Source organism: Marivita hallyeonensis (assembly GCF_900129875.1).
GTDB classification, from domain to species: domain Bacteria; phylum Pseudomonadota; class Alphaproteobacteria; order Rhodobacterales; family Rhodobacteraceae; genus Marivita; species Marivita hallyeonensis.
This window is the reverse complement of sequence record NZ_FQXC01000003.1, coordinates 101,094-126,744: the sequence shown is the minus strand read 5'-3', so window position 1 is coordinate 126,744 and position 25,651 is coordinate 101,094. Positions and strand designations below refer to the sequence as shown.

24 protein-coding genes are annotated in these 25,651 nt (G+C 61.0%); 11 read left to right on the top strand and 13 right to left on the bottom strand.

From position 1 onward, the window contains the following. Positions 1-7 precede the first annotated feature (7 nt). The 5 genes from nusA to BUA42_RS10065 all read right to left on the bottom strand — a co-directional run bounded on the left by nusA (position 8) and on the right by BUA42_RS10065 (position 4,591). Positions 8-1,690 carry a transcription termination factor NusA gene (gene nusA, locus BUA42_RS10085; protein ID WP_072777627.1) on the bottom strand — a complete coding sequence of 561 codons (1,683 nt, stop codon included), beginning with the start codon at positions 1,688-1,690 and terminating at the stop codon, positions 8-10. Positions 1,691-1,694: 4 nt separating this feature from the next. Beyond that, positions 1,695-2,264 (bottom strand): ribosome maturation factor RimP, encoded by a 570-nt coding sequence (rimP, locus tag BUA42_RS10080; protein ID WP_072777626.1) that lies wholly within the window; start codon positions 2,262-2,264, stop codon positions 1,695-1,697. Positions 2,265-2,577: 313 nt separating this feature from the next. Further along, positions 2,578-3,381, bottom strand: a complete 804-nt coding sequence (locus tag BUA42_RS10075; protein WP_072777625.1) for an iron chelate uptake ABC transporter family permease subunit — start codon at positions 3,379-3,381, stop codon at positions 2,578-2,580. Next, on the bottom strand, positions 3,381-4,124 hold the full coding sequence (locus BUA42_RS10070; RefSeq protein ID WP_072777624.1) for a metal ABC transporter ATP-binding protein: 744 nt from the start codon (positions 4,122-4,124) through the stop codon (positions 3,381-3,383). The genes BUA42_RS10075 and BUA42_RS10070 overlap by 1 nt, the downstream gene beginning before the upstream one ends. Further along, the gene (locus tag BUA42_RS10065) at positions 4,121-4,591 is read right to left on the bottom strand and encodes a transcriptional repressor (protein WP_072777623.1); all 471 of its coding nucleotides are present in this window, start codon (positions 4,589-4,591) and stop codon (positions 4,121-4,123) included. Before BUA42_RS10065 ends, BUA42_RS10070 begins: the two co-directional genes overlap by 4 nt. Positions 4,592-4,671: 80 nt before the next feature. Here BUA42_RS10065 and BUA42_RS10060 point away from each other — a divergent pair, with 80 nt between their 5' ends. Further along, positions 4,672-5,694, top strand: coding sequence for a zinc ABC transporter substrate-binding protein (locus BUA42_RS10060; RefSeq protein ID WP_072777622.1), 1,023 nt, complete (start codon positions 4,672-4,674; stop codon positions 5,692-5,694). Here the strand turns inward: BUA42_RS10060 and BUA42_RS10055 are convergent. The 3 genes from BUA42_RS10055 to BUA42_RS10045 all read right to left on the bottom strand — a co-directional run bounded on the left by BUA42_RS10055 (position 5,688) and on the right by BUA42_RS10045 (position 12,260). Continuing rightward, the gene (locus BUA42_RS10055) at positions 5,688-9,734 is read right to left on the bottom strand and encodes a translocation/assembly module TamB domain-containing protein (RefSeq protein ID WP_178346891.1); all 4,047 of its coding nucleotides are present in this window, start codon (positions 9,732-9,734) and stop codon (positions 5,688-5,690) included. The two genes, BUA42_RS10060 and BUA42_RS10055, sit on opposite strands and share 7 nt — an antisense overlap. A 22-nt stretch (positions 9,735-9,756) precedes the next feature. Then, complete coding sequence (locus tag BUA42_RS10050; RefSeq protein WP_072777620.1) at positions 9,757-11,547, bottom strand: autotransporter assembly complex protein TamA; 1,791 nt, start codon at positions 11,545-11,547, stop codon at positions 9,757-9,759. 200 nt (positions 11,548-11,747) lie between these two features. Continuing rightward, the gene (locus BUA42_RS10045) at positions 11,748-12,260 is read right to left on the bottom strand and encodes a hypothetical protein (protein WP_072777619.1); all 513 of its coding nucleotides are present in this window, start codon (positions 12,258-12,260) and stop codon (positions 11,748-11,750) included. A gap of 187 nt (positions 12,261-12,447) precedes the next feature. Here BUA42_RS10045 and BUA42_RS10040 point away from each other — a divergent pair, with 187 nt between their 5' ends. Together BUA42_RS10040 and BUA42_RS10035 are read left to right on the top strand one after the other, a co-directional pair. Then, positions 12,448-12,732 carry a hypothetical protein gene (locus BUA42_RS10040; RefSeq protein WP_072777618.1) on the top strand — a complete coding sequence of 95 codons (285 nt, stop codon included), beginning with the start codon at positions 12,448-12,450 and terminating at the stop codon, positions 12,730-12,732. Further along, the gene (locus BUA42_RS10035) at positions 12,704-13,408 is read left to right on the top strand and encodes a winged helix-turn-helix domain-containing protein (protein ID WP_072777617.1); all 705 of its coding nucleotides are present in this window, start codon (positions 12,704-12,706) and stop codon (positions 13,406-13,408) included. Before BUA42_RS10040 ends, BUA42_RS10035 begins: the two co-directional genes overlap by 29 nt. 6 nt (positions 13,409-13,414) lie before the next feature. Here the strand turns inward: BUA42_RS10035 and BUA42_RS10030 are convergent, their stop codons facing one another. The 4 genes from BUA42_RS10030 to rbfA all read right to left on the bottom strand — a co-directional run bounded on the left by BUA42_RS10030 (position 13,415) and on the right by rbfA (position 16,744). Beyond that, the gene (locus BUA42_RS10030; RefSeq protein WP_342716004.1) at positions 13,415-14,206 is read right to left on the bottom strand and encodes a 3'(2'),5'-bisphosphate nucleotidase CysQ; all 792 of its coding nucleotides are present in this window, start codon (positions 14,204-14,206) and stop codon (positions 13,415-13,417) included. Continuing rightward, positions 14,199-15,545, bottom strand: a complete 1,347-nt coding sequence (locus BUA42_RS10025; RefSeq protein ID WP_072777615.1) for a TldD/PmbA family protein — start codon at positions 15,543-15,545, stop codon at positions 14,199-14,201. Before BUA42_RS10025 ends, BUA42_RS10030 begins: the two co-directional genes overlap by 8 nt. 67 nt (positions 15,546-15,612) lie before the next feature. Further along, positions 15,613-16,362: a phosphodiester glycosidase family protein gene (locus BUA42_RS10020; protein WP_072777614.1), complete on the bottom strand. Its 750-nt coding sequence runs from the start codon at positions 16,360-16,362 to the stop codon at positions 15,613-15,615. After that, positions 16,349-16,744, bottom strand: a complete 396-nt coding sequence (gene rbfA, locus BUA42_RS10015; RefSeq protein WP_072777613.1) for a 30S ribosome-binding factor RbfA — start codon at positions 16,742-16,744, stop codon at positions 16,349-16,351. Before rbfA ends, BUA42_RS10020 begins: the two co-directional genes overlap by 14 nt. 85 nt (positions 16,745-16,829) lie before the next feature. On the opposite strand from rbfA, the gene dapB reads away from it, so the two are divergent. Next, complete coding sequence (dapB, locus tag BUA42_RS10010) at positions 16,830-17,648, top strand: 4-hydroxy-tetrahydrodipicolinate reductase (protein WP_072778393.1); 819 nt, start codon at positions 16,830-16,832, stop codon at positions 17,646-17,648. A 93-nt stretch (positions 17,649-17,741) separates the two neighbouring features. Beyond that, entirely contained in the window at positions 17,742-18,101 is a 360-nt protein-coding gene (locus BUA42_RS10005) for a dihydrodipicolinate reductase (RefSeq protein ID WP_072777612.1), read from the top strand. A 2-nt stretch (positions 18,102-18,103) separates the two neighbouring features. Here BUA42_RS10005 and BUA42_RS10000 read toward each other — a convergent pair whose 3' ends face one another. Then, entirely contained in the window at positions 18,104-18,286 is a 183-nt protein-coding gene (locus BUA42_RS10000) for a DUF1674 domain-containing protein (RefSeq protein WP_072777611.1), read from the bottom strand. 79 nt (positions 18,287-18,365) lie between these two features. On the opposite strand from BUA42_RS10000, the gene BUA42_RS09995 reads away from it, so the two are divergent. The 6 genes from BUA42_RS09995 to BUA42_RS09970 all read left to right on the top strand — a co-directional run bounded on the left by BUA42_RS09995 (position 18,366) and on the right by BUA42_RS09970 (position 25,649). Beyond that, positions 18,366-19,646: an RsmB/NOP family class I SAM-dependent RNA methyltransferase gene (locus BUA42_RS09995; protein ID WP_072777610.1), complete on the top strand. Its 1,281-nt coding sequence runs from the start codon at positions 18,366-18,368 to the stop codon at positions 19,644-19,646. 85 nt (positions 19,647-19,731) lie between these two features. Next, the gene (locus BUA42_RS09990) at positions 19,732-21,480 is read left to right on the top strand and encodes a heparinase II/III family protein (RefSeq protein ID WP_072777609.1); all 1,749 of its coding nucleotides are present in this window, start codon (positions 19,732-19,734) and stop codon (positions 21,478-21,480) included. A 24-nt stretch (positions 21,481-21,504) separates the two neighbouring features. Further along, positions 21,505-23,094, top strand: a complete 1,590-nt coding sequence (gene purH, locus BUA42_RS09985) for a bifunctional phosphoribosylaminoimidazolecarboxamide formyltransferase/IMP cyclohydrolase (RefSeq protein ID WP_072777608.1) — start codon at positions 21,505-21,507, stop codon at positions 23,092-23,094. A gap of 9 nt (positions 23,095-23,103) precedes the next feature. After that, complete coding sequence (gene lspA / locus BUA42_RS09980) at positions 23,104-23,574, top strand: signal peptidase II (RefSeq protein WP_072777607.1); 471 nt, start codon at positions 23,104-23,106, stop codon at positions 23,572-23,574. Between the two features lie 59 nt (positions 23,575-23,633). Continuing rightward, positions 23,634-24,158 (top strand): DUF3035 domain-containing protein, encoded by a 525-nt coding sequence (locus BUA42_RS09975; protein WP_072777606.1) that lies wholly within the window; start codon positions 23,634-23,636, stop codon positions 24,156-24,158. Between the two features lie 147 nt (positions 24,159-24,305). Further along, entirely contained in the window at positions 24,306-25,649 is a 1,344-nt protein-coding gene (locus BUA42_RS09970) for a M16 family metallopeptidase (protein WP_072777605.1), read from the top strand. The last annotated feature ends 2 nt before the right edge of the window (positions 25,650-25,651 follow it).

The window sequence follows — 25,651 nt, the reverse complement described above, 5'->3', positions numbered from 1 at the left end:
CGTGTGCTCAGGCCTGTTCTTCCTCGGCCTCGACCGCTTCTTCACCCTCGGCTTCCGCCTCAAGTTCAGTCGGATCGACCCATCCCAGAAGCACGCGCGCCGTCATCACGAGATGCTGCGCTTCTTCGAGGGACATATCGAACGGCTCGAGAAGTCCGTCATCCTTCACGCGCTCTCCGTCCACGGTTGTCCAGCCTCCGGCCAGTTCCCAGTCGGCACAAGTTGCGAAGTCTTCCAGCGTTTTCACGCCGTCTTTCGCCAGCACTTCGATCATCTGAGGTGTCAAGCCTTCGAATTCGATCAGGCTGTCTTCGGCCCCCAGTTCGCGCGCATTGTCGAGCGCCTTGCGAGCCTGTTCATCAAGGAACTCCCGCGCACGGGTTTGAAGTTCTGCCGCGGTGTCTTCGTCTACACCGTCGATCACCAGAAGCTCGTCCACTTCGACATAGGCCACTTCCTCAAGCGTGGTGAATCCTTCGGCCACCAGAAGCTGAGCAAAGAACTCGTCCAGATCGAGCGTGTCCATGAACAGTTGCGTGCGCTCTTCGAACTCTTTCTGGCGCCGCGCCGATTCCTCTTCCTCGGTCATGATGTCGATGTCGAGCCCAGTCAGCTGTGACGCCAGACGCACGTTCTGACCGCGACGGCCGATAGCAAGAGACAGCTGCTCGTCCGGTACCACCACTTCGATCCGCTCGGCATCCTCGTCCAGAACCACCTTGCTCACCTCGGCAGGCTGCAATGCGTTCACGAGGAAGGTCGGCATGTCCTCGTTCCAGGGGATAATGTCGATCTTTTCGCCCTGAAGCTCATTGACCACCGCTTGCACGCGGGAGCCACGCATACCCACACAGGCACCCACCGGGTCAATCGAGCCGTCATAGGAAATCACCGCGATCTTTGCGCGGCTTCCCGGATCACGCGCCACCGCCTTGATCTCGATGATGCCATCATAGATTTCCGGCACTTCCATCTTGAACAGTTCCGCCATGAATTCCGGCGCAGTTCGCGACAGGAAAATCTGCGGCCCGCGCGTCTCGCGGCGCACATCCTTGATGTAGCAGCGGATGCGGTCGCCATTGCGGTAGCTTTCGCGGCCGATCTTCTCGTTCCGGCGTAGAATGCCCTCGCCCCGTCCAATATCGACAATGACGTTGCCGTATTCTTCGCGTTTGACGACACCGTTGATGATCGTGCCAGCGCGGTCCTTGAACTCTTCAAACTGACGATCGCGCTCGGCTTCGCGGACCTTCTGTAGGATCACCTGCTTAGCCGATTGCGCCGCGATCCGGCCCATTTCCACCGGCGGTACTTCTTCCGTGAACTGGTCGCCGACCTGTGGCGCGCCCGAGAAATCCGTCAGTGGCTGCCCGTCGCGCAGCCAGACAGCGTTCTGGTTCGGCTTGGGCGCTTCGAAATAAGGCTTCGCCGTCTCGACCGTCAACTCCGCCTGATAATTCTCAAGCTCTTCATCCTCGACCACCGTACGCACGCGGGTAAACGTCGCGCGGCCCGTCTTGCGGTCGATCGACACCTGGATGTCCATCTCGGACCCGTAACGCGACTTCGCGGCGCGGGCGAGGCTTTCCTCCATCGCCTCAACGACCAGTGCGGGGTCGATCATCTTCTCGCGCGCGACCGCCTCTGCGGTCTGCAACAGTTCCAACTGGTTGGCGGATGTGATTGCCATCGGCTTACTCCTCTTCCGGCCCGCGGGCCTCAATCACGTCGTCAAATTTTGTCTCGTCAAAGCCCTGCGCCTTGCGGGCTTTCAGCATTTCCTTGATCAGGTCATCGGTCAGGACCAGTTTGGCATCGATCAGCCAGTCGAACTTCAGGCCGACGGTGCCTTCCTCGATATTGATCAGCACTTCGTCGCCCTCGACCCCGGCCAACACGCCCTTGAAGCGCTTGCGCCCGTCGATCATGTCCGAGGTCTCGATCTTCGCCTCGTAGCCCTCGAAGGTCTCGAAATCCTTCAGGCGTGTCAGCGGCCGGTCGATCCCGGGCGATGACACTTCCAACGTATAGGCATCCAGAATCGGGTCTTCGACATCCAAAGTCGCGCTCACCGCCGTGCTGATTTCGGCGCAGTCATCCACCTCGATCCCGCCCTCGGGACGTTCGGCCATGATCTGCAACGTGGTGTTCTTCCCGCTCATGAGCCGGATGCGCACCAGTTCGAACCCCATGTCCTCGATGACTGGGGTCACGATCTCGGCAAGACGTCGATCAATCGCAGCTTTCGCGATCAGGTCAGACATGTCGTGCAGTGCTCCAAACACAAAAAAACGGGCGCGCGGCCCGTTGAACGTTTCGGTGGGTGCCGACCGAGGCCAACACGCCGCTGTTGAGCGTCATATACGGAGGGGTCGGTGAGTCTGCAAGGGGTATTGTCTCAACGCCTAGTCGTCCGGATTCAAGCCGAAGGCCGCCGCGCATCGCCGGGCCGCCCCCCGGCACGGCGATATGGCAGGCCAATCTGCGCCGATCCCCCCAATGAAAGAATTTGGCTGAAATAAAGCGCTCATGAAGTCTGATCAGATCGCCGCACCGCGGCCCACCAATGCTCTGCACTCACCCCCGCGCCGTCACCTGTCGCACTAGACCAATCACCGTACACACGACGAACGCCGCGGCCGCCACCGACACAATTGTCGGCCCGGTGGGCGTATCGAACTGCCACGACGCCGCCAGACCCCCCAGCGCTGACGCGGCCCCGATCAACCCTGCCAACACCGCCATCTGCTCGGGCGACCGGGCAAACACCCGTGCCGCAGCCGGTGGCACAATCAGCATCGCTGCAATCAGCAGCACACCCACCACCTTGATCGACACCGCCACCACAAGCGCCAGCGTCACCGTCAAGATTAGCTTCTCACGCTGCGGGTCGATCCCTGACGCCCGCGCAAGGTCTTCGTTCAATGTCGCCGTCAAAAGCGCCGACCAGCGCCACGACAAAAGCCCGACAACAACAGCGGCCCCGCCCCAGATGACCAGCAGGTCCATCCGGTTCACCGCCAGAATGTCTCCGAATAGAAACGCCATCAGATCGATCCGCACATTTTCGAGGAACGACACCGCCACGATCCCTACGGCCAAAGCGGAATGGGACATCACCCCCAAAAGAGTATCCACCGCCACGTTCCGTCCGGACAAAGATGTCACCAGCGACGCCATGGCCAAAGCGACGATCAGCGCACCCAGAAATATCGGCACCTGAAACGACAGTGCCAGTGCGACCCCCAGAATCGCTGCATGCGCGGTCGCGTCACCGAAATACGCCATTCGCCGCCAGACGACGAAACAGCCCAAAGGTGCCGCTGCCACGGCCACACCAACCCCGGCCAGCGCCGCGCGGGTCAGGAAACTGTCAAGCATCACTCCGCTGCCTCGTGCGCATGGTCATGGTCATGGTCGTGGGAATGATTGTGCTCGTGCCGGTAAAGCGCCAACGCCCCGCCCGTGCCGGTCCCGAACAGCGCTCGATACTCCGGTGCCGTCGCCACGTGCGCGGGCGCGCCTTCGCAGCAGACATGGCCATTCAAACAAATCACCCGGTCCGACGCGGCCATGACCACGTGCAACTCGTGACTGACCATCAGGACCGCACAGCCAAGCTCTGCCCGCAAATCTTCGATCAACCGATAGAAATCCGCCGATCCGGGTTGGTCCAGCCCCTGCGTCGGCTCATCCAGCACTAGAAGCTGTGGAGCGTTCAGGATCGCCCGTGCGAGCAGTACCCGCTGCATCTGACCTCCTGACAGATCCGCAGCCTGTCGACCGGCCAAAGCCGCGACTCCGGTCCGTTCCAAAGCCGCCATCGCCGCATCACGCGCGACCGGCTTGGGCAACCCGAGAAACCGCAACACCGGCAGAGGCAGCGTCGGGTCGATGTGCAACTTCTGCGGCACGTACCCGACGCGCAGCCCATCCGCCGTCTCGACCCGCCCCTTCGCCGGTGTCACTGCTCCAAGCAGTGTCTTGAGCAAAGTCGACTTACCGGATCCGTTTGGTCCGACAATGGTGACGATCTCGCCCTCATTGATGGAAAGCGAAACATGGCTCAGGATCACCGACCCCCCAAGTCGCACGGTCAAATCGTGACAGGAAATCAGGCTCACGCCGCCTCCTGACAGGCCGGGCACAGACCTTCGCATTCGATCACCATGGTTTCCACCGCAAACCCCGACGCCCGCGCCTCGTCGCCCAAAGCCACCCGCGCGCCTTGCGCCTCTGCCACGCCATTGCAGCCTCGGCAGATCAGAAAAGCAGGCGCGTGGTCCTCGCCGGGATGCGTGCAGGCAACAAAAGCGTTCAGCTTTTCGATCTTGTGCGCGAAGCCGTGCGTCACCAGGAAATCCAAGGCCCGGTAGACCACCGGTGGCTGAGAACCCAATCCCTCGGCCCGTAGTACGTCGAGAATTTCGTAGGCCCCCAGCGCCTTGTGCCGTTCCAGCAAGATCTCCAGCACGCGCCGACGCACTGGCGTCAGTTGCAACCGTTCCTCGGCGCAGCGCGCTTCCACGTCGCGCACCGTGCCTTGAATACAGGCGGCGTGGTCATGATCGCCGAAGGCAAGATCGGTCATTCATATCTCCGTTTGACGAAAGTGTTATGATATTACATAGCAAAAGGCAATCTGTCAGTTTCGATTCGAAAAGGTGTCACATGTTCCGTACCACGACGATTGCGCTTCTGCTTGCCTCCACTGCCCAAATCGCCAGCGCTGATGCGCCCAAGATCGTCACCGACATCGCGCCAATCCATGGTCTTGTGTCGATGGTGACCGAAGGCGTCACCGAGCCCGCGCTTCTCATCGAGCCGACAGCCAGCCCCCACACCAATGCAATGCGCCCTTCGGCCGCCGCCGCGCTGCAAGAAGCCGACATCGTGTTCTGGGTCGGCGAAGAGCTGTCCCCGTGGCTCGAGAACCCGATCGAAACCCTGTCCGAAGATGCCGTGCACAGTGCCCTTTTGAGTGTGGACGGCATCACCACGCTTGCCTTCCGGGACACCGATGCCTTCGGAGCAGAGGATCACGGGCATGACGATCATGCGCACGACGATCACGGCCACGATCACGATCATGCTGAAGACCACGCGCACGACGAGGAGCACGCGCATGAAGAAGATCATGCTCACGACGATCATGATCACGACCACGCACATGACCATTCTGGCACCGATCCGCATGCGTGGCTCAGCCCGGAGAATGCGCAGGTTTGGCTGACCCACATTGCCGACACGCTTTCCACGCGCGATCCGGCCAATGCCGAGACCTACGCCGCCAACGCCGCAGCCGCCCGCGACGCTATCGCCAAGGAAATCGCGGCCGCACAAAATCGGCTGTCTGCTGTCACCGACATGCCTTTCGTCGTCTTCCACGACGCCTACCATTATTTCGAAGATCAGTTCGGGCTCGAAACCGTCGGTGCTCTGTCCCTCAGCGATGCGGTTCCGCCCAGCCCGGCACAGGTCGCGCGCGTTCAGGCGGACATCCGGGAAAAAGGCGTCGTTTGCGTGTTCTCCGAACCACAGTTCAGCGATCGTCTGGTTCAGACCGTGATCGACGGCACCGACGCCAAAACGGCCGAGCTGGACCCGCTCGGCGCGGACATTCCGCTTGGCCCGGAATTCTATCCTGCACTTTTGCGGGACATGACCGACCGCTTTGTCACATGCCTTCAGTAATCGCGCTCAAAGAAAATCCCCAATGACGAATTGCCGTCATTCGAAACGCTGCCGCGGGCGGTGATGTCGGAGGTGATATCAAGGTTTAGATTGATTTCTGTCCGGCCGCCGCCCTCGACCACCACATCTGTATAGATGTTTTCCGAGATGTAGGCCCCGGCGCGTACCGCCGTGTTGCCGTCCGCGGTTTGCGATACATCGAGATCGTCCAGCCCGAAGCCGTCCCGCAGGTTCGACAACAGGCCCCCGGAACCGCCCCCGGCCAGCGTAGCCACCGCATTCGCCAACTCAAGCGCTTGCAGGGCTGACAGGTTCGACAGGTTGCGCCCGAAAAGAAGCTGTGCCAGCACTTCGTCCTCGGGCAGTTCTGGCGTAGAAGTGAACGAGATATCTGGCGACGACGCAGGGCCGTCGAGTATGACGTTCACGACGATGCCGTTCGCTTCTGTCGACGCGACGAACCGAAGAACCGGCACGAAACTGCCGCTCATCTGAATGCGCCCTTCATCCAGCACGAAGCGTTGGTTGAGTACATCCAGTCGACCGCGCACCAGTTCGAACCCGCCTTGCGGAATGATGTCCGTCGTCGGCCCGGTGAGCGTCAGGCTCCCACCCAGTTCAGCGTCCAGCCCTCGGCCTCGCACAAAAACCTGATTGGGTGCGCTCAATGTCAGATTAAGCCGTGTCGTTGCCTGTCGCGGTTCGGGTCGCGTTTCACCCTCGTTGGTCAGACCGGCGCTTTCAATGGTCCGCATGACGGGCCGCGTCGCGCCAAGATGTTCTATGTTCGGGATATCCCCCAACGCGAACGCGCCTGAGGAGGGAACGCGGATCTCCGTCTCGTTCAACCTCAGGTCGCCGCTTACCAGCAGATTGCGACCAATCCCGCCGGTGAGGCTCACGGTGCCATCAACCGAGGTATCGTAGAGTTCGGGATCGCGGACGCCGAAGCGGTTCAGTGTCGCCGTGAGGTTCGCATCGAAACCCTGTAGCGCAAGCCGCCCGTTCACGTCGATCGATCCGCCATTGTTGCCAACGCCAGTCAATCCAATCTGCGCGGCCCCGTTCTGCATCTGGATCTGTCCGTCGATCGGGCTGAGCACGATCCCCAATGTCGGGGCACTCAACTCTGCGCCAACCGGGGTCACGGTGCCGGAAAGGCTGGTCAGCGCGAGTGGACCCCGCAGCGCAAGGTCAAGTTGTGCCCGCCCGTTCACCCGGCGCGGCTCGATGAATGCGTTGGCCAGTCCCAAAGGTGCTGACCCGACGATGGACAGATTGGCGGACGATCCCGATGCAACCGTCCCGTCGACGGCAAGGGTCGTGTTGCCGGGCGCGGTGACGTTGACGTCCACGAGATACCCGCCGTTCTGCTGCCCCACTGTTCCGTCAACGCTCAAAGGTCCTTGGAAGTCGGGCGCGACAAGACCCACGTTCTGCAACCGCGCCGCGATGCTCAGGTTGCTGAGCGGCCCACTGATTTGTGCGCTGATCTCGGGGTTTGACACGTCGGCGCGCACAGAGGATAGCGTGCCGTTTGACCCTGTCGCCCCCAGATCGAAGCGTGTCACACCGGCCAGCAATCGGTTGACCGTCGGGTTGCCGATACCCAACCCTGCCGCTTGGCCTGTGACAGACACCTCGAAAGGTCCACCCTGCGCGTAAGCGCCAGTCACATCCATGGTACCGCGACCTTGCAGGCGTTGCCCGGCAAGCCCAGACAAGGGCGAAAGGTCTTCCGCCGTGATGGTTGCTGAAAACTGCGCATCCGGCGCCGTCAGTGTCTGGTTGACGACAGCGGTTCCGGTCGCGTCCAAAGTGCCTGTGTCCAGCGCGAAGGTTTCGATTTCAAGACGCTCACTGGCCTGCGTCCAGTTGAACTCCGCCACCACAGACGGTGCGGCTCCAAGGGCCTGCGAAAGCCGAGCATCGGTCATGCGAAGACCGGCCGCATTGGCAGCCAGATCGCCTCCCACCGAAACGAGCATCCCGTCCTCGCCCTGCGATAGCGGACCAGATCCCGACAGATCGAGCAGATCAGCACCAAGCGTGCCAGACCGCAAGTCTCGCGCCTGAACCTGCGTCGTCCAAGAGCCGTTTGGTCCACCCGTGGCGATCACATCCACGATCGCAGAGCGCAGTGTCATACCGCCATCAAAGGGAAGAGCAACGCGTTGCGTTTGGTTCGACAGCTCTGCGTTCACTTCCATGCGCTGCAGTTGTACGCCGCTCAACGCGATCGTTCCGCTCAGGTCCGCGCGACCTTGGGCCTCGCCGGGATAGAGTCGATCAAGGCTGCGAAGCTCACCACCGAAACGGAAGGCTGTCGATTCACTGGTGATTTTGCCTGCGGCTTCGATATTGGCCGCCGAGGTGGCGATCCGAGCGGACCGGACAGTCGTGCCCGTCTCGTCGCGCCGTACATCCAGTCGGACAGACCCAACCCCGGACAGTACACGGTCGGCTACGTCCTGCCCGACCTGGATGTCCAGCGTGGTCGCATCAATCACCACATCGGCCATGCCGGACAATGGCCCGACAGCGCCGTCAATGCGCATCTCCGCCCGACCGCTCAGGTCCCGACCCGCGAGTTCGGAGAAACGTACAATGTCCTGCGCCACCAGGCGTAGGTCCAGAAGCAGCGGAATTGTCTGCGCCGCGTCCCAGGTGGTGGCACCGGTAAGTCCGTAGTCGGCACCGGCAAGATCAATGCCTGTAATGCGTACCGGCTGCCCGGCAATATAGTCGATGCGCGCGTCGCCAGTGACCCGAGGTCCCACCGCAGCGGCTAGTGCAGGATCAGCCATATCGATCCCGTCCGCGTCGAGCGACAGCGTGAAGTCCAATCGACCTTCGGTGTCGGGTCCTGCAGGAGCGATATTGCCACGTCCCGTTAGTGACAAGGTCTCCAAAGTGGCCGCCGGATTTTCGAAGGTGTCGATCTGCGCGTCGAAAGTCAGGACATCATCGTAGGTCGCATCGAAGGTAATGCCGCCCACGCGTGTCTCACCGTCCCCGACCGGCAACACCACCGGTCCGCCTTCGGGGTTCTCAAGTCGCCCTTCGACGTCCAGTGCTTCTGGCCAACCATTTGCCGCCAAAGCGCCGGATCCCGTCAGAGACAAGGTGCGCGCACTGAGCGTGAATTGCGGCAGGTCAATCCGGCCCGAGGATTCTCGCAGGACACGCGCCTGCAGGCCAATGTTATTGCCGAAGAAATCCCGCATATTGACCGGCAACACAGGTGTCGGGTCACCGGTGATGTCCACTTGCAGATCCCAGCTCGCGTCACCTTCCGGTGCAAGGATAATCACATTACCCGTAACGCGCGGTTCTCCGTCGGTAGCGAGCGCCAGATCAGCGTTGAATTCTTCCAGATTACCCGCGCCCTGCACCGTCAGGGACAGAGCCGGTTGCCCCGGAATATCCAAGAGCCGCGCAACAATACCTTCGGCCTGTTCTTCGGCGGCGAGATCGATCGACAACTCGCGTGATGACGGATCAAAGCTTGCCGCCAATCGAATTTGTGCATCCTCTCCGTCGATACGGCTCAGATCAAACTGAATATCCGCGCCGCCGCCATCAAGGCTCGCGGCACCGGTGATTGAGAACTCCGCTTCTTCGCCGATCAGAGGCTCACCAAGAATGACGGATTGCGCATTGATCTCTTCAATGTCGATGGAAACCGGCAATTCCGGAATTTGAAACGGGGTCGCCTCGGCGCTTGGCACCTCGGCCTCGCTGATCGGTGCACGCGACACGACAATCCGCTCTGCAGTGAAGGCGTCGACATCGACAATGCCTCGCAGAAGGGCGGACCGGGTCCATTCCAGCACCACGTTTTCGGCGCGGAACCATTCGCCCTGCTCGTCCGAGATTGAAAGAAGCGCAATCGACGCCTCGCTCGACAAAGCGCCTTGGAAGCCACGGATTTGCACATCCCGGCCCGCGCCTGACAGGGCGTCCTGCAATAGACCGGCAAGGTAGCCCGGATCGTCATCCTGCGCCGCCGCCGCGAGCGGGAACAGCAACCAGGTCAAGAGGATCGCAAATGCCCGCACCTTAGAATGCCTGCCCAATGCCGATGTAGAACTCGACCGATTGTCCTGCATCGTCCCCATTCACCGGTGTTGCCACGTCAAACCGGATCGGACCGATCCCTGTGTCGTATCTGAGGCCGACGCCAGCACCCGCGTGCCATTCGCTCTCGCCCGAGAGACCGCTGTCGTCCGTGATGTACCCTGCGTCGTAGAAGCCAACGACGCCGAAGGGGCCGCGGAGATTGGCGCGCAGTTCGGCGGACAGCGCTGCAAAGCTTTGACCTCCGGTGAACTCGCCAGAGGCCGTGGTGAAGCCAAGAGACTGGTACTCGTGTCCCCGCACAGTGCCCCCGCCGCCGGAATAGAATAGGTAGTCAGGCACCGTTTCGGACAGGCTTGGCCCCCAGATCGTGCCCAACTGTGCACGACCGGCCAGAACAAAGCGGTCCGCTTCTCCGATCCCCCGATAGGCACGCGCATCCGATGTAAACCGTATCCCGCTCTCGGATCCGTCAAGGCCAAGAAATGGCGTTCCGGTCGCCGAAATGTAGAACCCTTCAGTGGGGTTCAGATCGTTGTCGCGCGTGTCGTAAATTGCGCCGACGGACGCGGTGAGCAATGTGAACTCACGCTCCCCAAACGCGTCTTCGGTGTCGATGTAGCGAAAGCCAAGGCTGAACCGACCCTCCAGCTCGTCCGAAAACCGATGTGCCAAACCTGCGGCGACGCTCGCCTGATCGCTGATGAAGCCCGGTTCGTCCAACCGTTCTATGCTAGCGGTGAGAAAGAATTCCGTGTCCGGCGTAAAGGTCGCCGGGCGTCCGTAGTTGAGGCTCAGGGAATAATCCAAACCGTTGTCTGTCGCCCCGATCCCCGCAATCTCGGCATCCACGCGCAACCGCTCTGCACCCTGGAACAGGTTCCGATGCAGCCAAAATGCACTGAGCTTCCCACCTTCCTGCGACGACAGTTCAGCCCCGAAGCCGAACCGTCGGGGTTTTTGTTCCGCAACTTGCAGATTCAAGTCCAGCGTGCCGTCGGCGTTGGGCGTATCTTCTTCCGAAATCGCGACCGAACTGAACACGCCTGTCTGACGCAGCCGTCGTTCGGCCTGGGTGATCTCCTCTGGCGTGAAAACAGCGCCTTGCGGAATTCCGGCGATTTCCCGAATACGGGTGCGGCGCACGCGGTCATTACCGGTGACCACGATCTCGCCAAAGCGCAGGCGTGGACCGGGCGCCAATTCGAGCGTGACATCAAGCTCCCGGTTGGGATGGTCGGCCTGTATCACCTGATCGGCCAACCGTGCCTTCGCGTGGCCCACGTCGCGCCACCCCGATACGCCAGCGGTTGCGGCCTCGCGAACGGGACGCGTGCCTGCGCGCTCGCCTGTCTGAAAGGTTTCTGGCACCACCGTACCATCTGCTAAGGGGCCGATTTCGGCGCGCCCGAACCGGAAGCGTGGGCCAGGGTCGACCGTGACTCGGATCACGCCGATTGATTGAGGGGCCTCGAACGGCGAAATTCCAGCCGCTTCACGCCCGTCTACCTGGATCGAGATCACCGGTCCGAACCGCCCGCCATCGTAGAGGGCCGCCAGCAGACGGGCATAGTCGGCTTGCGCGGCCGCCAGAAGTGACTGCGGCGTGGCGTTTTCGGTTTCGAGAAGGCTGGCAACAGACAACGCGGCTGTCAGTTCCTCACGAAGCTCATCGCTGCCACGCGTGAGCTGTAGGTCAAGCTCTTGTGCCGATAAAAAGGCTGGGGACATCATCAATGATGCACCGACGACTGTGCCGATCAATCGCATCATGTGCCCCGTGCCTCATCGCTGCGTTTTTCTGAGTTTAGCAGGTGAACGATTCGTAGGGCAAATGAGTTCCTCCACTCGGTCGAGAAAAACCGCATTGCGCGCTCCTCAGAGACATAAAAAGCGCGCACGGCTTGGGGCAGCCATGCGCGCAAGGTGCGGAAGAGCGAAGGACCATACGCTCTTCCGTCGGCTCGTCGCGATCAGTTCCGCGCGAGCGTATATCCACGGTGGCGCAAGCACGGCAGCGCGTAGGCACGGCGTTCACCGCGTTGGGTTGCGACATTCATCCGGCAAGCCCGGGGCAATGGACGAGCGCTGGTGTAATGGCGCTGCAGGCACCGATCCATCACCACTCGGCGCACATGGCCACCGGTGATCTGGCGCACACAGCGTGCGGGCAGGGCGGCAACACGGTTCTGATTGTAGGCACGGTCGCGCGGCACGACTTGCGGCAAAGGTTTATGGTTCTGATTGTGGTACTGCACGTGGGGTTTGTGTGTTGCCTTTGGCGCTTTGTATTCTTTGTGCGCCTTCTTTTTCTTCTTGTCCTTGTCGCGCGAACTCTCGATTGCCTTGCCGATGATGAACAGGGTTGCGGCCGCTCCAAGGAGACGCGCGATGTCGTCCTCGCTGGCGGCGCGCGCCGGTGCGGCGGAAAACGCGGCCAGTGTGGTGGAAACGGCCAGAACGGCGGCGATGAATTTGCGTGACATGAGGATTTTCCTTTCCCGTATCTTGTGACGCCGTAAGTGGCGATGTTTTGGGGCTGGGCCGAATTGGCCGCTGCCGGTGACATCCATTTCGGGCGGCGTGGGACAGTCAGGCAATAACGGGTCCCTGCTATTGGATAGCAGGCCGTATGTTATTGAATTGCGGGAAGGTCTCGCGCAGGGTGATCCCATGAAACATGCTCTCATCCTATCGGTTTTGACTGCGCTCAGCGCGCCGATGGCGGCTCAGGCCGCCTGCTACGCCGACTATAAGGCCAAGCAGGACGCGCCTCTGCGTCTGCACTATGGCGTTGCGCAGATCAGCGAACCCTGCACCGTTCCGGCCGCCACTCAGCAATTGCAGCCCCGCTTGCAACAGGCGGGTTGGACGCTGTTGAATGTGGTATCGGTCTTCGACGAAAACGGACTTGCCGAAAGGAAAGAGAGTGCCGGACCCCACTTCCTCCGTTACTGACGCGCGCCGCTCGGGTACCCGGATCGTCGCGGCAGGCATCGTGGCCATTGTGGCGCTTCTGGCCATTGCGGGTGTGGTGCTTGTTCTGACCCTGCCGGATGCAAACGCATTCAATATGCGGGTGGAGCAGATATTCGTCGAAAATGACAACTTGACCTCTCAGGCCGAGGTGAAACTTCTTGAAATCCTGGCCCAGTCGGGCACGGCGTTTTCAGATACGCTGGCGGGCTACCGCACGACGATCTTCGTGCTGCTGGTCTTTGCGACAGCCATGCTGATCGCAGCGCTTGTGTTTCTTGTGATGCTGGTCGTGCTCAATCGCCGAATGGCACAGATCGAACGGTCCGGCATTCAGGTCAATTCCCTGATCGTCAGCCGAGAAGAGAACACGGTCTATCTGAACACCATGGGCTTCAAGCTGACGGATGCGATGATGGAAACCATCTCGATTCTGGCAGAGGCGCGGCTTGACGATGAATTGCTGTCGGGCGCGCAGATCGAGGCGATCATCTCCGGCCGGTCCGAGGCCGATTGCGACGAAGCCGCCGGTGCCACGCGCATCAAACGTCTGCGCGACGGGCTTGGAAACCAGTTGGTCAGCGAATTACTGATCAAGAACATCGCGCGTCGTGGCTACATGCTTGCCATTGACAAGGGTGTGATCGAAGTCGTCTAGACCGTTCTACGTGTTCTCGTGCTTTGTCGAGTAGACGAGTTTGTCTGCAATTTGGGCATGCAGCCCTGAATAGGCGCCGACCAAACCCGCCGTCTGCGGGACCTCGTTGTTGAAACGCAACGCGGTGCCGCTGCGATCCGTGACAGTTGCGCCCGCTTCAGCAAGGATGAGCGCGCCCGCTGCGATATCCCATTCCCAGCTTGACTGCAGGGTCAGCATCGCATCGTAGCGGCCCTGCGCAACAAGGCACAGGCGGTAGGCCAGAGAGGGTCGGTGCGACCGGCGAAACCCCGGAACCGAAGCGCGCCAGTGTTTCGGGTCCATGTTCGGTTTGGTCGCCAGAACGCGGGCGGCGTCGATATTCGTTTGACGAGTCACGTTCAACGGCTCGCCGTTGCAGGACGCGCCATCCGTTTTCTGCGCGGCATACATCAGGTCCAGTTCCGGCAGATACACAACGCCGTGGGTCACAACGCCATACTCAACCACGGCCAGCGAATGCGCCCATGTCGGCTCACCCGCGATGAAGCTTCGCGTACCGTCAATCGGATCGACAACGAACACGCGTCGCGCGGACAACCGTTCCAGATCGTCGTCGGTTTCTTCACTGAGCCAGCCAAAGCCCGGCCGTTCCGCCAGCAGCCCTTCACGCAACGCGTTATCCACCGCAAGATCGGCCTGCGTCACCGGTCCGGCATCGTCCGGTTTGTCGTCGATCTTCAGCCCCTTTGCCTTATGGTGCTTGGCGATCTCACCCGCTTCGCGCGCGGCGTCGATCAGAAGGTCCAGATCATTCACCGGCAAGTGTCAAACCTTCGACCAGAAGTGATGGCACAACCCGGCTGAGCCAGGGTCTTGCATCATTCGCGGGGACGATTGTCCGCAACATGTCCTTGAGATTGCCGGCGATCGTGACGCCGCTGACCGGATAAGCCACTTCTCCGTTTTCGACCCAGAAGCCCGCTGCGCCACGAGAATAGTCTCCGGTGTTAGCGTTGATCGTTGAGCCGATCATGGACGTGACGACCAGACCGGTTCCCATCTCCGCGATCAGATCGTCCCGCGTTTTGTCACCTTGGGTCAGAGCGACGTTCCATACACTTGGTGATGGCCCGCCGGACGTGCTTCTTGCGGCATTTGCCGTTGAGTCCATCCCAAGCTTTCGTCCGGTTGCAAGGTCAAGTGTCCAGCCCGTCAGAACGCCGTTTTCCACAATATTGCGTTTCGCCGTTGGCAGGCCTTCCGCATCGAACGGACGTGACCCGCCCACCCTGGCACGTGCGGGATCCTCGACCAGCGACAAGCCGGTCGGTAGAACAACCTCGCCCATGAGATCCAACGCCCAGGATGAACGGCGTGCAATCGACACTCCGTTAATGGCCGACAGAAGATGGCCGATCAGGCTGGACGAAATCCGCTCATCGAACAACACCGGATAGGCACCGGTCTTGGGCTTGCGCGGTGACATCCGTTCCAGGGCCCGCGCTGCCGCTCTCTCGCCGATCTCTTTCGGTGATCTCAGATCGCTTTGAAAAATGCGCTGATCGCCGTCGTAATCACGTTCCATCGCGGTGCCGGTTCCGGCGATAGCGACGCAAGAGACAGAGCGCGACGACCGCTTGTACCCGCCTTGGAAGCCGTTGCTGGCGGCAAGATACACATCCTGCGTGCCGTAATCGGCCGAAGCCGCCGAAACCTGCGTAATGCCTTCCACGGCCAGCGCTGCGGCTTCTGCCACGCGGGCATCTTCCTCCAAAGTGGCAGGCGCCGGTTCGGTTGACGGATCGTACAGTTCAAGTGCCTCGGAACTGCGGTCGCGGGCCAGTTGATCCGGATCGGCAAGCCCGACATACGGGTCTTCAGGAGCTTCCCGCGCCATGGCCACCGCGCGTTCGGCCATGATTGCGAGGCTTTCGGCCCGGACGTCGGAAGAGGACACATTCGCAACGCGTTGCCCGACGAACACGCGAAGGCCGATATCTGTCGCCTCCGACCGTTCTGCCTGCTCCAACGCGCCGTTGCGCACATTGATTGAGATGGAGTTGCCCCGGACGGCCAGAACATCTGCCGCATCGGCACCGGCGTCTTTGGCGCGTTGCAGCAAGCTTTGGGTAAGGTCCTGAAGGGTATCCGTCATAAAAGCTCCGATGGGAGAGAATGTGATCGCAGAGAGGTAGAGCGCGTATAGCCGGGCCGCAACCCTGCTACTCGGTCAAGGGTTCGACGACGCCAACAATCGGACCCAGCCATCGACCGAAATCCGACCGGTTGAGCTGCGGTGCGTGAAGTCGAGACACGCTGCCATCAAGAAATAGCGCCTGAGGCAGCTTCAGGTCATCGCGGAAGATGCGTCCGAATTCGTGGAATGTCACAGCGTCGTCCGAGATGACAAACACCACTTCGGTCCCGTCGCCGGACGTGCCGACCCCGTTACGGATGTAACGCGACGTGCTGTCCGGTAAAAACCGTGGATGCAGCTTGCCATCGATGACCAGCATCGGTCCGGATTGCGTCGCGAAACGGCACTCGGGTCGCGCCGCCGCATAGTCCAGCGTCTCGATCACATCCGCCCGGTCTTCACGGATGCAAAACACCCCATTGGGCAGCAATCCGAAATTCCCTGGACCGGCGTTGGGGATCACCCGCATCACTTCTTGGCCGTCTTCGATGTAGTGCCCCACAGGTGCACGGTCTTCGTGGTACATGCCGCCGTTCATGGCAAAGGCCAGTCGCGCGTTCTCTGCTTGCAAGACAGCGTCGATCGCCGAGAACTGACCGTACCGTTCGCCTGAAGGCCCATTAAGGAACAGGCGCAAGTCATCTTCGCGCGGATCGACGTGACAAGCGGTGTAGCGCAGACCGTCGAAACTGCGTTCTTCGCATGAGACTGCGGCACCGACACTGGTCCCAAGGCTGACGCATAGGGCCAGCGCTGCGAAACTAGCTCTCAACATCGCGGCGCACGGCATCCTGCGCGAACATGCGGCGCGTGTCGTCCATCCGGTCGAACGTATCATCAAGGCGAAAGCGCAGCTCTGGCGAGAACTTGAGCGTAAGGTTCTTCGATACGGCGCGGCGCAATTCACTGCGGTTGCGATTCAGGAGCTCAAGCACGTCCTCCTGACCCTTGCCGCCAAGCGGGACCACGTAAGCCGTGGCCACTTTCAGATCAGGCGAGGTCCGCACTTCGCCCACCGTAATCGAAAACCTGTTCAGGTCCGGGTCGTGGATGTCGCCGCGCGCGAGCACATCCGCCAGGGTGCGACGGATCAGTTCTCCAACGCGCAGCTGTCGCTGGCTTGGACCCTCTGAGCTGTGAGATCGGTTTTTTGCCATGTCCGGCACATAAGACGTCCGGCGGCCTTTGCCAAGCGCCCGGCCAACGGCTATGGAGGCGGAAATCCACCGCTGGAGGGCGAAGATGAGCGATGACATTGGCGTGGTTGTGACGGGCGTGTCCGGTCGTATGGGTCAGATGCTAGTGACCGAGATCGCGAAACATCCCAAGCTTCACCTGGCCGGTGCGGTGGAACGCGAAGGGCATGATTGGGTCGGCAAGGATGTCGGCACCGCCATGGGCGGCGCGGCCATAGGTGTTCTGGTGGCCGACGATCCCCTGGAATGCTTTGCCCGGGCACACGCTGTCATCGATTTCACGGCCCCCGCCGCAACGGTCCATTTTGCAGAACTCGCCGCGCAGGCCCGTGCCGTGCATGTCATCGGAACCACTGGACTGATGGATGAAGACCTCGCCAAAATCCGCGCGGCGGCACGCCATGCAGTGATAGTTCGTGCCGGCAACATGAGCCTTGGCGTCAATCTTCTGACGGTGCTGACCCGCAAGGTCGCAGCCGCGTTGGATGACGATTACGACATCGAAGTAATCGAGTATCATCACAACAAGAAGGTCGACGCGCCTTCTGGCACCGCGCTGATGCTGGGCGAAGCAGCGGCAGAAGGACGGGGTATCGACCTGCGCGAACATTCCGACCGCGGGCGCGACGGGATCACGGGTGCCCGCCGCAAGGGCGATATCGGATTTACCGCAATCCGGGGTGGCGACATCGTCGGAGAACACGATGTGCTCTTCGCAGCCGCCGGGGAACGCATCACGCTGCGTCATGTCGCGAGTGACCGTGCCCTTTTCGCCCGCGGCGCATTGAAGGCGGCGCTTTGGGGTCAGGACAAGGCACCCGGCGAATACGACATGCTGGACGTGTTGGGCCTGTCTGAAGACTGACGCAAAATTTTGCGCGGCGTGATCGGTCAAGTGAACCAATCGTACATCTCGTGCGTATCTTTGAGGTAATCAGTCCTCACGGAGCATTGCACGATGACACGCCTGACCCTATTCGCCGCCGCGGCGACGGTTGCACTCCTGCCGCAAGTCGCTGCGGCAGAACTGAAACGGATCGACGATCGTTCGGAGTTTGTTGCCCTTGTCCAGGGCAAAACCCTATCCCGGCCGATGGTGCGCCTCCAGGTGGGTGCAGACGGCTCCATCTCGGGGCGCGGGGTGACGTGGGATGTAACCGGAAACTGGTCTTGGGAGAACGGCTATTTCTGCCGTGACTTGAATTGGGGCGGGGATGATCTTGGCTACAATTGCCAGGAAGTGCTCGCAAACGGCAGTGAAATGCGTTTCACGGCTGATCGCGGAGCGGGCCAGTCGGCTGACTTCCGTCTGCGCTGATTTCAGAAGTCGATCGCAAGACCACCTTTTTCCCAATCGCCGTACCGCACCGGTTCGGGCCCGTCCCGCCCACCAAGTTCCTTCGGCAAGGGTGTCTGTTCAGCCGCTTTCTTTCGGCGCTCTTCGGCCTCGGCAAGGGCGCGCTGGGCCGCGGGTGGCAGGTCTTCTGGGACGTCGGAACTCATCTTGGCCTTCCATCTTGATACCTGTTGATATACGCGCCATCCGGTCCGGGACAAGCCCGGCCCGAATGCGGAGTATCCTGTGTCGCACACCCCGTCGCCTCGTTTGGTTGCCCTGGACGGGCTAAGCCAGATCATCGGAGAAGGCCGAATGTTGTCGGACGTGACAAGCGACACGATCTGGCAAGCTCTGTCACCTGCCGAACGGGCTACAGCGCAGCGTCTGATCACCGAGACCCTGCGCTATCTGGGTCGGGCAGATCACATCCTGACGCCAAATCTGCAACGTCAGCCGCCACTTCGGGTGATGAATCTCCTGCGTATGGCGACTATCGAATTGATGACGGGTGGTGCGGCGCACGGCGTTGTCAACGAGGCAGTGAAGATTGCCGGCCGCAACAAGAAAACCGCGCCGATGAAGGGCCTCGTCAACGCGGTACTGCGGAAGATGACGCAGATCGGTGACGAAGACTGGGCCAAGGCGCCGGACACGAAACTGCCGGGCTGGCTACGGCCGCGGCTTGCCAAGGCGTGGAGCAAGGCCGCCGTCGCGCGCTTCGAACGCGCGCATGCAGTTCCGCCTCCGCTCGATCTGTCGGTCAAATCCGATGCGGCAGGTTGGGCTGCCAAACTGAATGCAGATGTGCTGCCAACCGGGTCGTTGCGCTTGGCCGCTCGCGGACAGGTTTCAAGCCTGCCGGGGTACGACACTGGGGACTGGTGGGTGCAGGACGCGGCTGCGGCCTTGCCAGTCAAGCTATTGGGCGACGTCACAGGCAAGCGCATCCTCGATATCTGTGCGGCTCCCGGCGGGAAAACGATGCAGCTCGCGGCGGCTGGCGCCGACGTGACAGCACTCGACATCTCTGAGTCGCGCATGGCGCGACTGAGTGAGAATCTCGAACGGACCCAGCTCAAGGCGAACACCGTTGTTGCCGATGCCTTGGACTATAGCGGCGGTCGGTTCGACGCGGTTCTTCTCGATGCGCCCTGCACGGCGACTGGGACGATCCGGCGTCATCCGGATCTGCCTTACGTGAAAAACCAAACCGGGCTCGACAGTCTTGTGTCGTTGCAGCGGGAAATGCTGGTCCGTACGAAAGACCACCTCGAACCGAACGGTTTACTTGTCTACTGCACTTGCAGCCTGCTGCGAGAAGAGGGCGAGGACCAGATCAAGTGGTTGCTCTCTGCCTCCGATGACTTCGAGGTCCTCCCACCCTCGGCCCCGGGACTCGACCCCGACTGGATCAGCGCAGAAGGCGGTGTGCGCCTGCGACCTGACTATTGGCCGGAGACAGGGGGAATGGATGGATTCTACATGGCGCTCTTGCGGTTCAAGGGCGGGACCCCGCCATCCTGACAATTCAGCCGTGACTCAAACCTTTCGCAGAGTTATGATTTCGGCATAAGAACACCTGCGCAAACGCAGGACAGAGGCAGAGCTGATGATCCGAATGGACGCCGTCAAACGGGCACAAACCCGTTTCATGAACCGTGTGCATGCACGGCTCTCGACGCGCGCCAAGCCAGCTGCTGCGTTTATCGGCCATCCCGAACCGCGCACTGTCGGGTCCTACGCCCGAGGACGGCAACTGACGGCAGGGAACCTTCTATTCGCGGGTCACCTGGTCGAAGCACCCGGTGCGATCATCTGGGATATTCCGCCGCCGGACGATGCTTTCCTGGAAGAAATTCACGGCTTTCACTGGCTGGATGACATGGCGAGCGTCGGCGATCCGAAAACCCGGCAAACTGCGCAGACGTGGTTGTTCGAATGGATCACCCGCTATGGCAACGGCACTGGCCCGGGCTGGACGCCAGAGCTTGCCGGGCGGCGCGTCATTCGCTGGCTGCATCACGCGATCTTCGTTCTGGGCGGCGCGACGCCAGAGCAATCGCACGCCTTCTTCCGTTCCATTGCGCAGCAAACAATCTTCCTCAACCGCCGCTGGCACAGTTCGACCCCGGGGCTGCCACGGTTCGAAGCGCTCACCGGGTTGATCTCGGCGGGGCTGTCCTTGCAGGGGATGGAAGAACAGGCGGATCCGGCGATCAAGGCGCTGGGTCAGGAATGCGCAAGACAGATCAACGAAGGCGGTGGCGTCCCGACGCGCAATCCCGAAGAGTTGATGGAGGTTTGCACCCTGCTGATCTGGGCGCGCGACGCGCTTTACGAGGTCGGGCGGGCGCCGGATATGGCGCATCTTGAGGCCATTGTGAAGATCGTGCCCACACTTCGCGCCCTGCGTCACGCCGATGGCGGTCTTGCCCGGTTCCACGGAGGCGGTCGCGGTATCGAAGGCCGGCTCGACACGGCCCTGGCAGCTGCGGGCGTCAAAGCGCAGGCAGCCCAGGATTTGGCGATGGGGTACGCGCGACTCACGGGCGGACGCACGACAATGGTGATAGATGCGGCAGCCCCTCCAAGCGGGATTGCCAGTTTCAACGCACACGCTTCAACTCTGGCCTTTGAGCTGACTTCGGGTCGTCGTCCGCTGATCGTCAATTGCGGGTCCGGGTCGACGTTCGGTGAAGAGTGGCGGCGTGCGGGTCGGGCGACGCCGTCCCATTCCACGCTTTGCCTCGATGGCTATTCAAGTTCACGCCTCGGCGTCACATCGCGGATGGGTCCGATTGAACGCGAGCTTCTGGATGATGTGCCCAAAGGTGTTCCGGTAGAGATGTCGCGCGCCTCTGACGGAGTGCGGTTCGAAGGCGGGCATGATGGGTATGTCACGACCCACGGTTTGACCCATGCCCGCATCCTGGAATTGACCTTCGACGGGCGGGGGATCGTTGGGGAAGACCTTTTGGTATCACTCGACAATGCCAGCAAAGCACGCTTCAACGAAAAGATGGAGGCCGCGCGGCTCAATGGCATTCCGTTCGACATTCGTTTTCACCTTCACCCCGAGGTCGACGCCGCGATCGACATGAACGGCGCAGCGGTATCGATGGCTTTGCGCAGTGGTGAGATCTGGATTTTCCGCTTTGATGCGCTCTGCGATCTTGCGCTGGAGCCATCGGTCTACCTTGAAAAAGGCCGGCTCAGACCGCGCGCGACGAAACAGATCGTTTTATCTGGCCGCGCGATGGAGTATGCGACCCGCGTTCGCTGGTCGCTGGCGAAGGCTCAGGACACTGCAGTCGCGGTGCGGGACCTTGTTCAGGACGACGCGACGCTGCTGAACTGAACAATCCGGGACCCTTTTGCTGCCATGACCAACCTTGCCCCTCTCCGCCGCGCGCTTCTTTCTGTGTCTGACAAGACAGGGCTCGTTGATCTTGCAAAGGCGCTCGATGCGCGGGGAGTGGAGCTGCTGTCGACCGGCGGGTCCGCGCAAGCACTGCGCGACGCAGGTGTGCCGGTCAAGGACGTGTCAGAGGTGACAGGCTTTCCCGAGATGATGGATGGCCGGGTCAAGACGCTGCACCCGAAAGTGCATGGCGGTCTTTTGGCCCTGCGCGACAATGATGATCACGTCGCCGCCATGTTTGAACACGATATCAAGGCAATCGATCTGCTGGTGGTGAACCTTTACCCGTTCGAGGCCACCGTCGCAAAAGGCGCAGATTACGACACCTGCATTGAGAACATCGATATCGGCGGCCCTGCGATGATCCGCGCCGCGGCCAAGAACCACAGCTTCGTGACCACCGTCGTGGATGTCGAGGACTATGATGCGCTGCTGGTGGAACTTGACGAGAACGACGGCCAGACAAGCCTGAGGTTCCGACAGAAGATGGCCCAGGTCGCCTATGCCCGAACCGGCGCTTACGATGCCGCCGTCAGCACTTGGATGGCTGGTGCGATTGGCGAAGAAACCCCGCGCCGCCGGGTGTTTGCCGGAACGCTGGCGCAACCCCTGCGCTACGGTGAGAACCCGCACCAGGGCGCGGCTTTCTATCGCGACGGCTCCAACCGGCCCGGAATTGCGCTGGCCGAACAGCTTCAGGGCAAAGAGCTCAGCTACAACAATATCAACGACACCGATGCGGCATTCGAGCTGGTTTCGGAGTTTCTGCCACGCGACGGCTTTGCCTGCGCGATCATCAAACATGCCAATCCGTGTGGCGTCGCAACCGGGGCAACGTTGAAAGAAGCGTATCAGAAAGCCTTCGATTGCGACCGTACCTCGGCCTTCGGCGGGATCGTGGCGCTGAACTCGACGCTGGACGGCGACACGGCAGAGGCGATTTCCGAGATATTCACCGAGGTTGTCATCGCACCGGGCGTCGATCAGGCGGCGAAAGACATCTTTGCCAAAAAGAAAAACCTGCGCCTGCTCATGACACCCGGACTTGCCAACACGGCCGAGCCGGGAACGGCGTGGAAACAGGTTTCAGGCGGGATTCTGGTTCAGAACCGTGACAATGGACAGATCGATTTGAACGATCTGAAGATTGTGACAAAGGTCGCGCCAACGGACGATCAGATGCGCGACCTGCTCTTTGCGTGGAAGGTTGCGAAGCACGTAAAGTCGAACGCCATCGTTTACGTCAAAGACGGCGCGACGGTGGGCGTCGGGGCAGGCCAGATGAGCCGCGTCGACAGCGCGTTGATCGCCGCCAAGAAGGCCGAGCGCATGGCCGAGACATTGGGATTGGCAGAGCCGCTTACCAAAGGCAGCGCCGTGGCGTCTGACGCGTTCTTTCCCTTCGCCGACGGGCTGATGGAGGCTGCCGCGGCTGGTGCCGCCTGTGTCATCCAACCCGGCGGGTCGATGCGCGATGACGAAGTGATCGCGGCGGCGGATGAAGCGGGCCTTGCCATGGTTTTGACCGGCATGCGTCACTTCCGTCACTAGGGGGCGCCGGTGCGATTGGTCGCCCTCATTGCTGTGATCGTCTTCGTGGTCGATCAGTTCACCAAGTGGTGGGTTGTGCATGTCATGGACCTCGCGCGGGTTGGGGCGATCGATGTCCTGCCGCCCTACCTGAATTTTCGAATGGCGTGGAATACGGGTATCAATTTCGGCCTGTTCTCTGGCACCGCCGACTGGACCCGCTGGGTGCTCATCTCGGTCGCTTTGGGCATCGTTCTATTCGTGCTGGTCTGGATGCGCCGCGATCCGCCGGGGCGGACGGGTCTGGTGTTCGCGGGGCTTTTGATCGGTGGCGCGCTGGGCAATGTGGTGGACCGTTTGCTGTACGGTGCGGTCGCTGATTTCTTGAACATGTCGTGTTGCGGGATCGACAACCCGTATGCGTTCAACGTGGCTGATATCTCTGTGTTCATCGGGGCAATTGGTCTGGCCTTGTTTTCAGGGAGCAAAAACGCCTCGTGACGCGCGTCCCAGGATGGGGTAAAGCAGGTCTGAGGCGAACACGGAGGCGGGCAAGGGCAATGCCGCGCACATTGATCATTCTGGCATTGGTGGTTCTGACCGCGTGTAGCTCACGTGAAGAGTCGGGCATTCGCGAGACCAACCTCAAGCAGCTGCGCAATCCCTCGGGAACGCCGGAAGAATTTTCCATTGTGCCGAACAAGCCGCTTGAAACACCTGAGAGCTTCGCACAGTTGCCGCCGCCGACGCCGGGTGGTGCGAACCGGACGGACCAGACACCATTGCGCGACGCGGTTGCGGCCTTGGGCGGTTCTCCGTCACGGCTTGATCCTCAGGCCGGTATCGGCGCGGGAGATCAGGCGCTGGTGGCACGTGCGTCGCGGTTCGGACGACAGCCGGGCATCCGCGAAGACCTTGCCGCCGAAGATCAGGAGTTCCGCGAACGGCGGTCCCTGTTCAACTGGCGGCTTGTGCCAACCGATACTTACAATCGTGTCTATCGCAGTCAGAGACTTGATTCCTACCGCGCGCTGGACGCGGCGCGGCGCGCCGGGGTGTTGACGCCGTCGGCTCCTCCTCAGTGATTTGCTAAAGCACACTAGGGGTTTCTTACGGATAACCCTTAGTCGTCGTTGAGGATTGGGTGACAAAGCCGCTCACGAAACTGTTGGCGCGCTTGAAGTTGCGCACGCGCATCGTACCTTATCTGCCAAACCAAGGAGATTTTGCCGATGCGTCGACTGTCCGCCCTTGCCGGGGCATGCCTTCTTGCAGCCGCACCCTTACACGCGCAAACCATCGAAGATCAGGTAACGACCTACCAGCTTGATAACGGCATGGATGTCGTGGTGATCGAGGATCATCGCGCGCCGGCCGTGGTACATATGGTCTGGTACCGCGCTGGGTCCGCCGATGAACAGCCGGGCGTGTCCGGTGTGGCGCATTTTCTCGAACACCTTCTGTTCAAGGGCACTGAAAAGCTTGCCCCGGGAGAGTTCAGCGAAACCGTCAAGGCCAACGGCGGCACCGACAATGCATTCACCAGCTTTGACTACACTGCATATTTTCAGCGTATCGCGGCGGATCGGCTTGGCCTGATGATGGAGATGGAAGCGGATCGGATGAAGAACATCCAGCTTGACCGCGAAGATATCCTGACTGAGCGGGACGTCATCATCGAAGAACGCAACCAGCGAGTCGAGAATGATCCTGGCGCCTTGTTCCGGGAACAGCGTATGGCAGCGCAGTATCTCAACCACCCCTATGGCACGCCGATCATCGGATGGCGGCACGAGATGGTGAATCTCGATCTTGAAGATGCGCTTGCCTATTACGAGCGGTTCTATTCGCCGAACAACGCGGTCCTGGTTGTCGCTGGTGATGTTCAGCCCGATGAGGTTCTGGCGCTGGCTCAAGAGCACTATGGTCCGATCCCGCGGAACGCCGAGTTGCCAGAGCGCGTGCGCCCGTCGGAGCCGCCGCAGATGGCGGAACGTCGTATCTCGTTCGAAGACCCGCGCGTTGCGCAGCCCTATGTGATGCGCACCTACCTTGCCCCGGAACGCGACCCGGGCGATCAGCGCAAGGCCGCCGCATTGACGCTTCTGGCCGAAGTGCTGGGCGGATCTCAGACGTCGGTGTTGCCGCAAGTTTTGCAGTTCGACGAAAACCGTTCGGTTTACGCTGGCGCGTTCTACAGCGGACTGTCTTTGGATGACACAACCTTCGGTATCGTGAACGTGCCCGCCCAAGGTGTGACGCTTGAAGAAGCCGAAGCGGACATGGACCGCGTGGTAGCGGACTTCATCGAGACAGGGGTCAATCCGGCGCAGCTTGAGCGGATCAAGTTCCAACTGCGCGCGTCACAAGTCTACGAGCTAGATAGCTCCAATTCGCTTGCCCGACGCTATGGCGCAGCTCTGACATCGGGTCTCACCGTGGATGACGTGCATGAATGGCCAGAGATCCTGCAATCCATCACACCTGAGGAAATCATTGCCGCCGCACAAGAGGTTTTCGACCGTGACAACGCGGTAACCGGCTTCCTGCGCGGCGCCGAGGAGGTGACGCAATGACT

Coding starts and splice junctions, on each gene's coding strand:
- nusA (WP_072777627.1), bottom strand. CDS start 1,690: ATGGCAATCACATCCGCCAACCAGTTGGAACTGTTGCAGACCGCAGAG.
- rimP (WP_072777626.1), bottom strand. CDS start 2,264: ATGTCTGACCTGATCGCGAAAGCTGCGATTGATCGACGTCTTGCCGAG.
- BUA42_RS10075 (WP_072777625.1), bottom strand. CDS start 3,381: ATGCTTGACAGTTTCCTGACCCGCGCGGCGCTGGCCGGGGTTGGTGTG.
- BUA42_RS10065 (WP_072777623.1), bottom strand. CDS start 4,591: ATGACCGATCTTGCCTTCGGCGATCATGACCACGCCGCCTGTATTCAA.
- BUA42_RS10060 (WP_072777622.1), top strand. CDS start 4,672: ATGTTCCGTACCACGACGATTGCGCTTCTGCTTGCCTCCACTGCCCAA.
- BUA42_RS10050 (WP_072777620.1), bottom strand. CDS start 11,547: ATGATGCGATTGATCGGCACAGTCGTCGGTGCATCATTGATGATGTCC.
- BUA42_RS10045 (WP_072777619.1), bottom strand. CDS start 12,260: ATGTCACGCAAATTCATCGCCGCCGTTCTGGCCGTTTCCACCACACTG.
- BUA42_RS10040 (WP_072777618.1), top strand. CDS start 12,448: ATGAAACATGCTCTCATCCTATCGGTTTTGACTGCGCTCAGCGCGCCG.
- BUA42_RS10025 (WP_072777615.1), bottom strand. CDS start 15,545: ATGACGGATACCCTTCAGGACCTTACCCAAAGCTTGCTGCAACGCGCC.
- BUA42_RS10020 (WP_072777614.1), bottom strand. CDS start 16,362: ATGTTGAGAGCTAGTTTCGCAGCGCTGGCCCTATGCGTCAGCCTTGGG.
- rbfA (WP_072777613.1), bottom strand. CDS start 16,744: ATGGCAAAAAACCGATCTCACAGCTCAGAGGGTCCAAGCCAGCGACAG.
- dapB (WP_072778393.1), top strand. CDS start 16,830: ATGAGCGATGACATTGGCGTGGTTGTGACGGGCGTGTCCGGTCGTATG.
- BUA42_RS10005 (WP_072777612.1), top strand. CDS start 17,742: ATGACACGCCTGACCCTATTCGCCGCCGCGGCGACGGTTGCACTCCTG.
- BUA42_RS10000 (WP_072777611.1), bottom strand. CDS start 18,286: ATGAGTTCCGACGTCCCAGAAGACCTGCCACCCGCGGCCCAGCGCGCC.
- BUA42_RS09990 (WP_072777609.1), top strand. CDS start 19,732: ATGATCCGAATGGACGCCGTCAAACGGGCACAAACCCGTTTCATGAAC.
- purH (WP_072777608.1), top strand. CDS start 21,505: ATGACCAACCTTGCCCCTCTCCGCCGCGCGCTTCTTTCTGTGTCTGAC.
- BUA42_RS09975 (WP_072777606.1), top strand. CDS start 23,634: ATGCCGCGCACATTGATCATTCTGGCATTGGTGGTTCTGACCGCGTGT.
- BUA42_RS09970 (WP_072777605.1), top strand. CDS start 24,306: ATGCGTCGACTGTCCGCCCTTGCCGGGGCATGCCTTCTTGCAGCCGCA.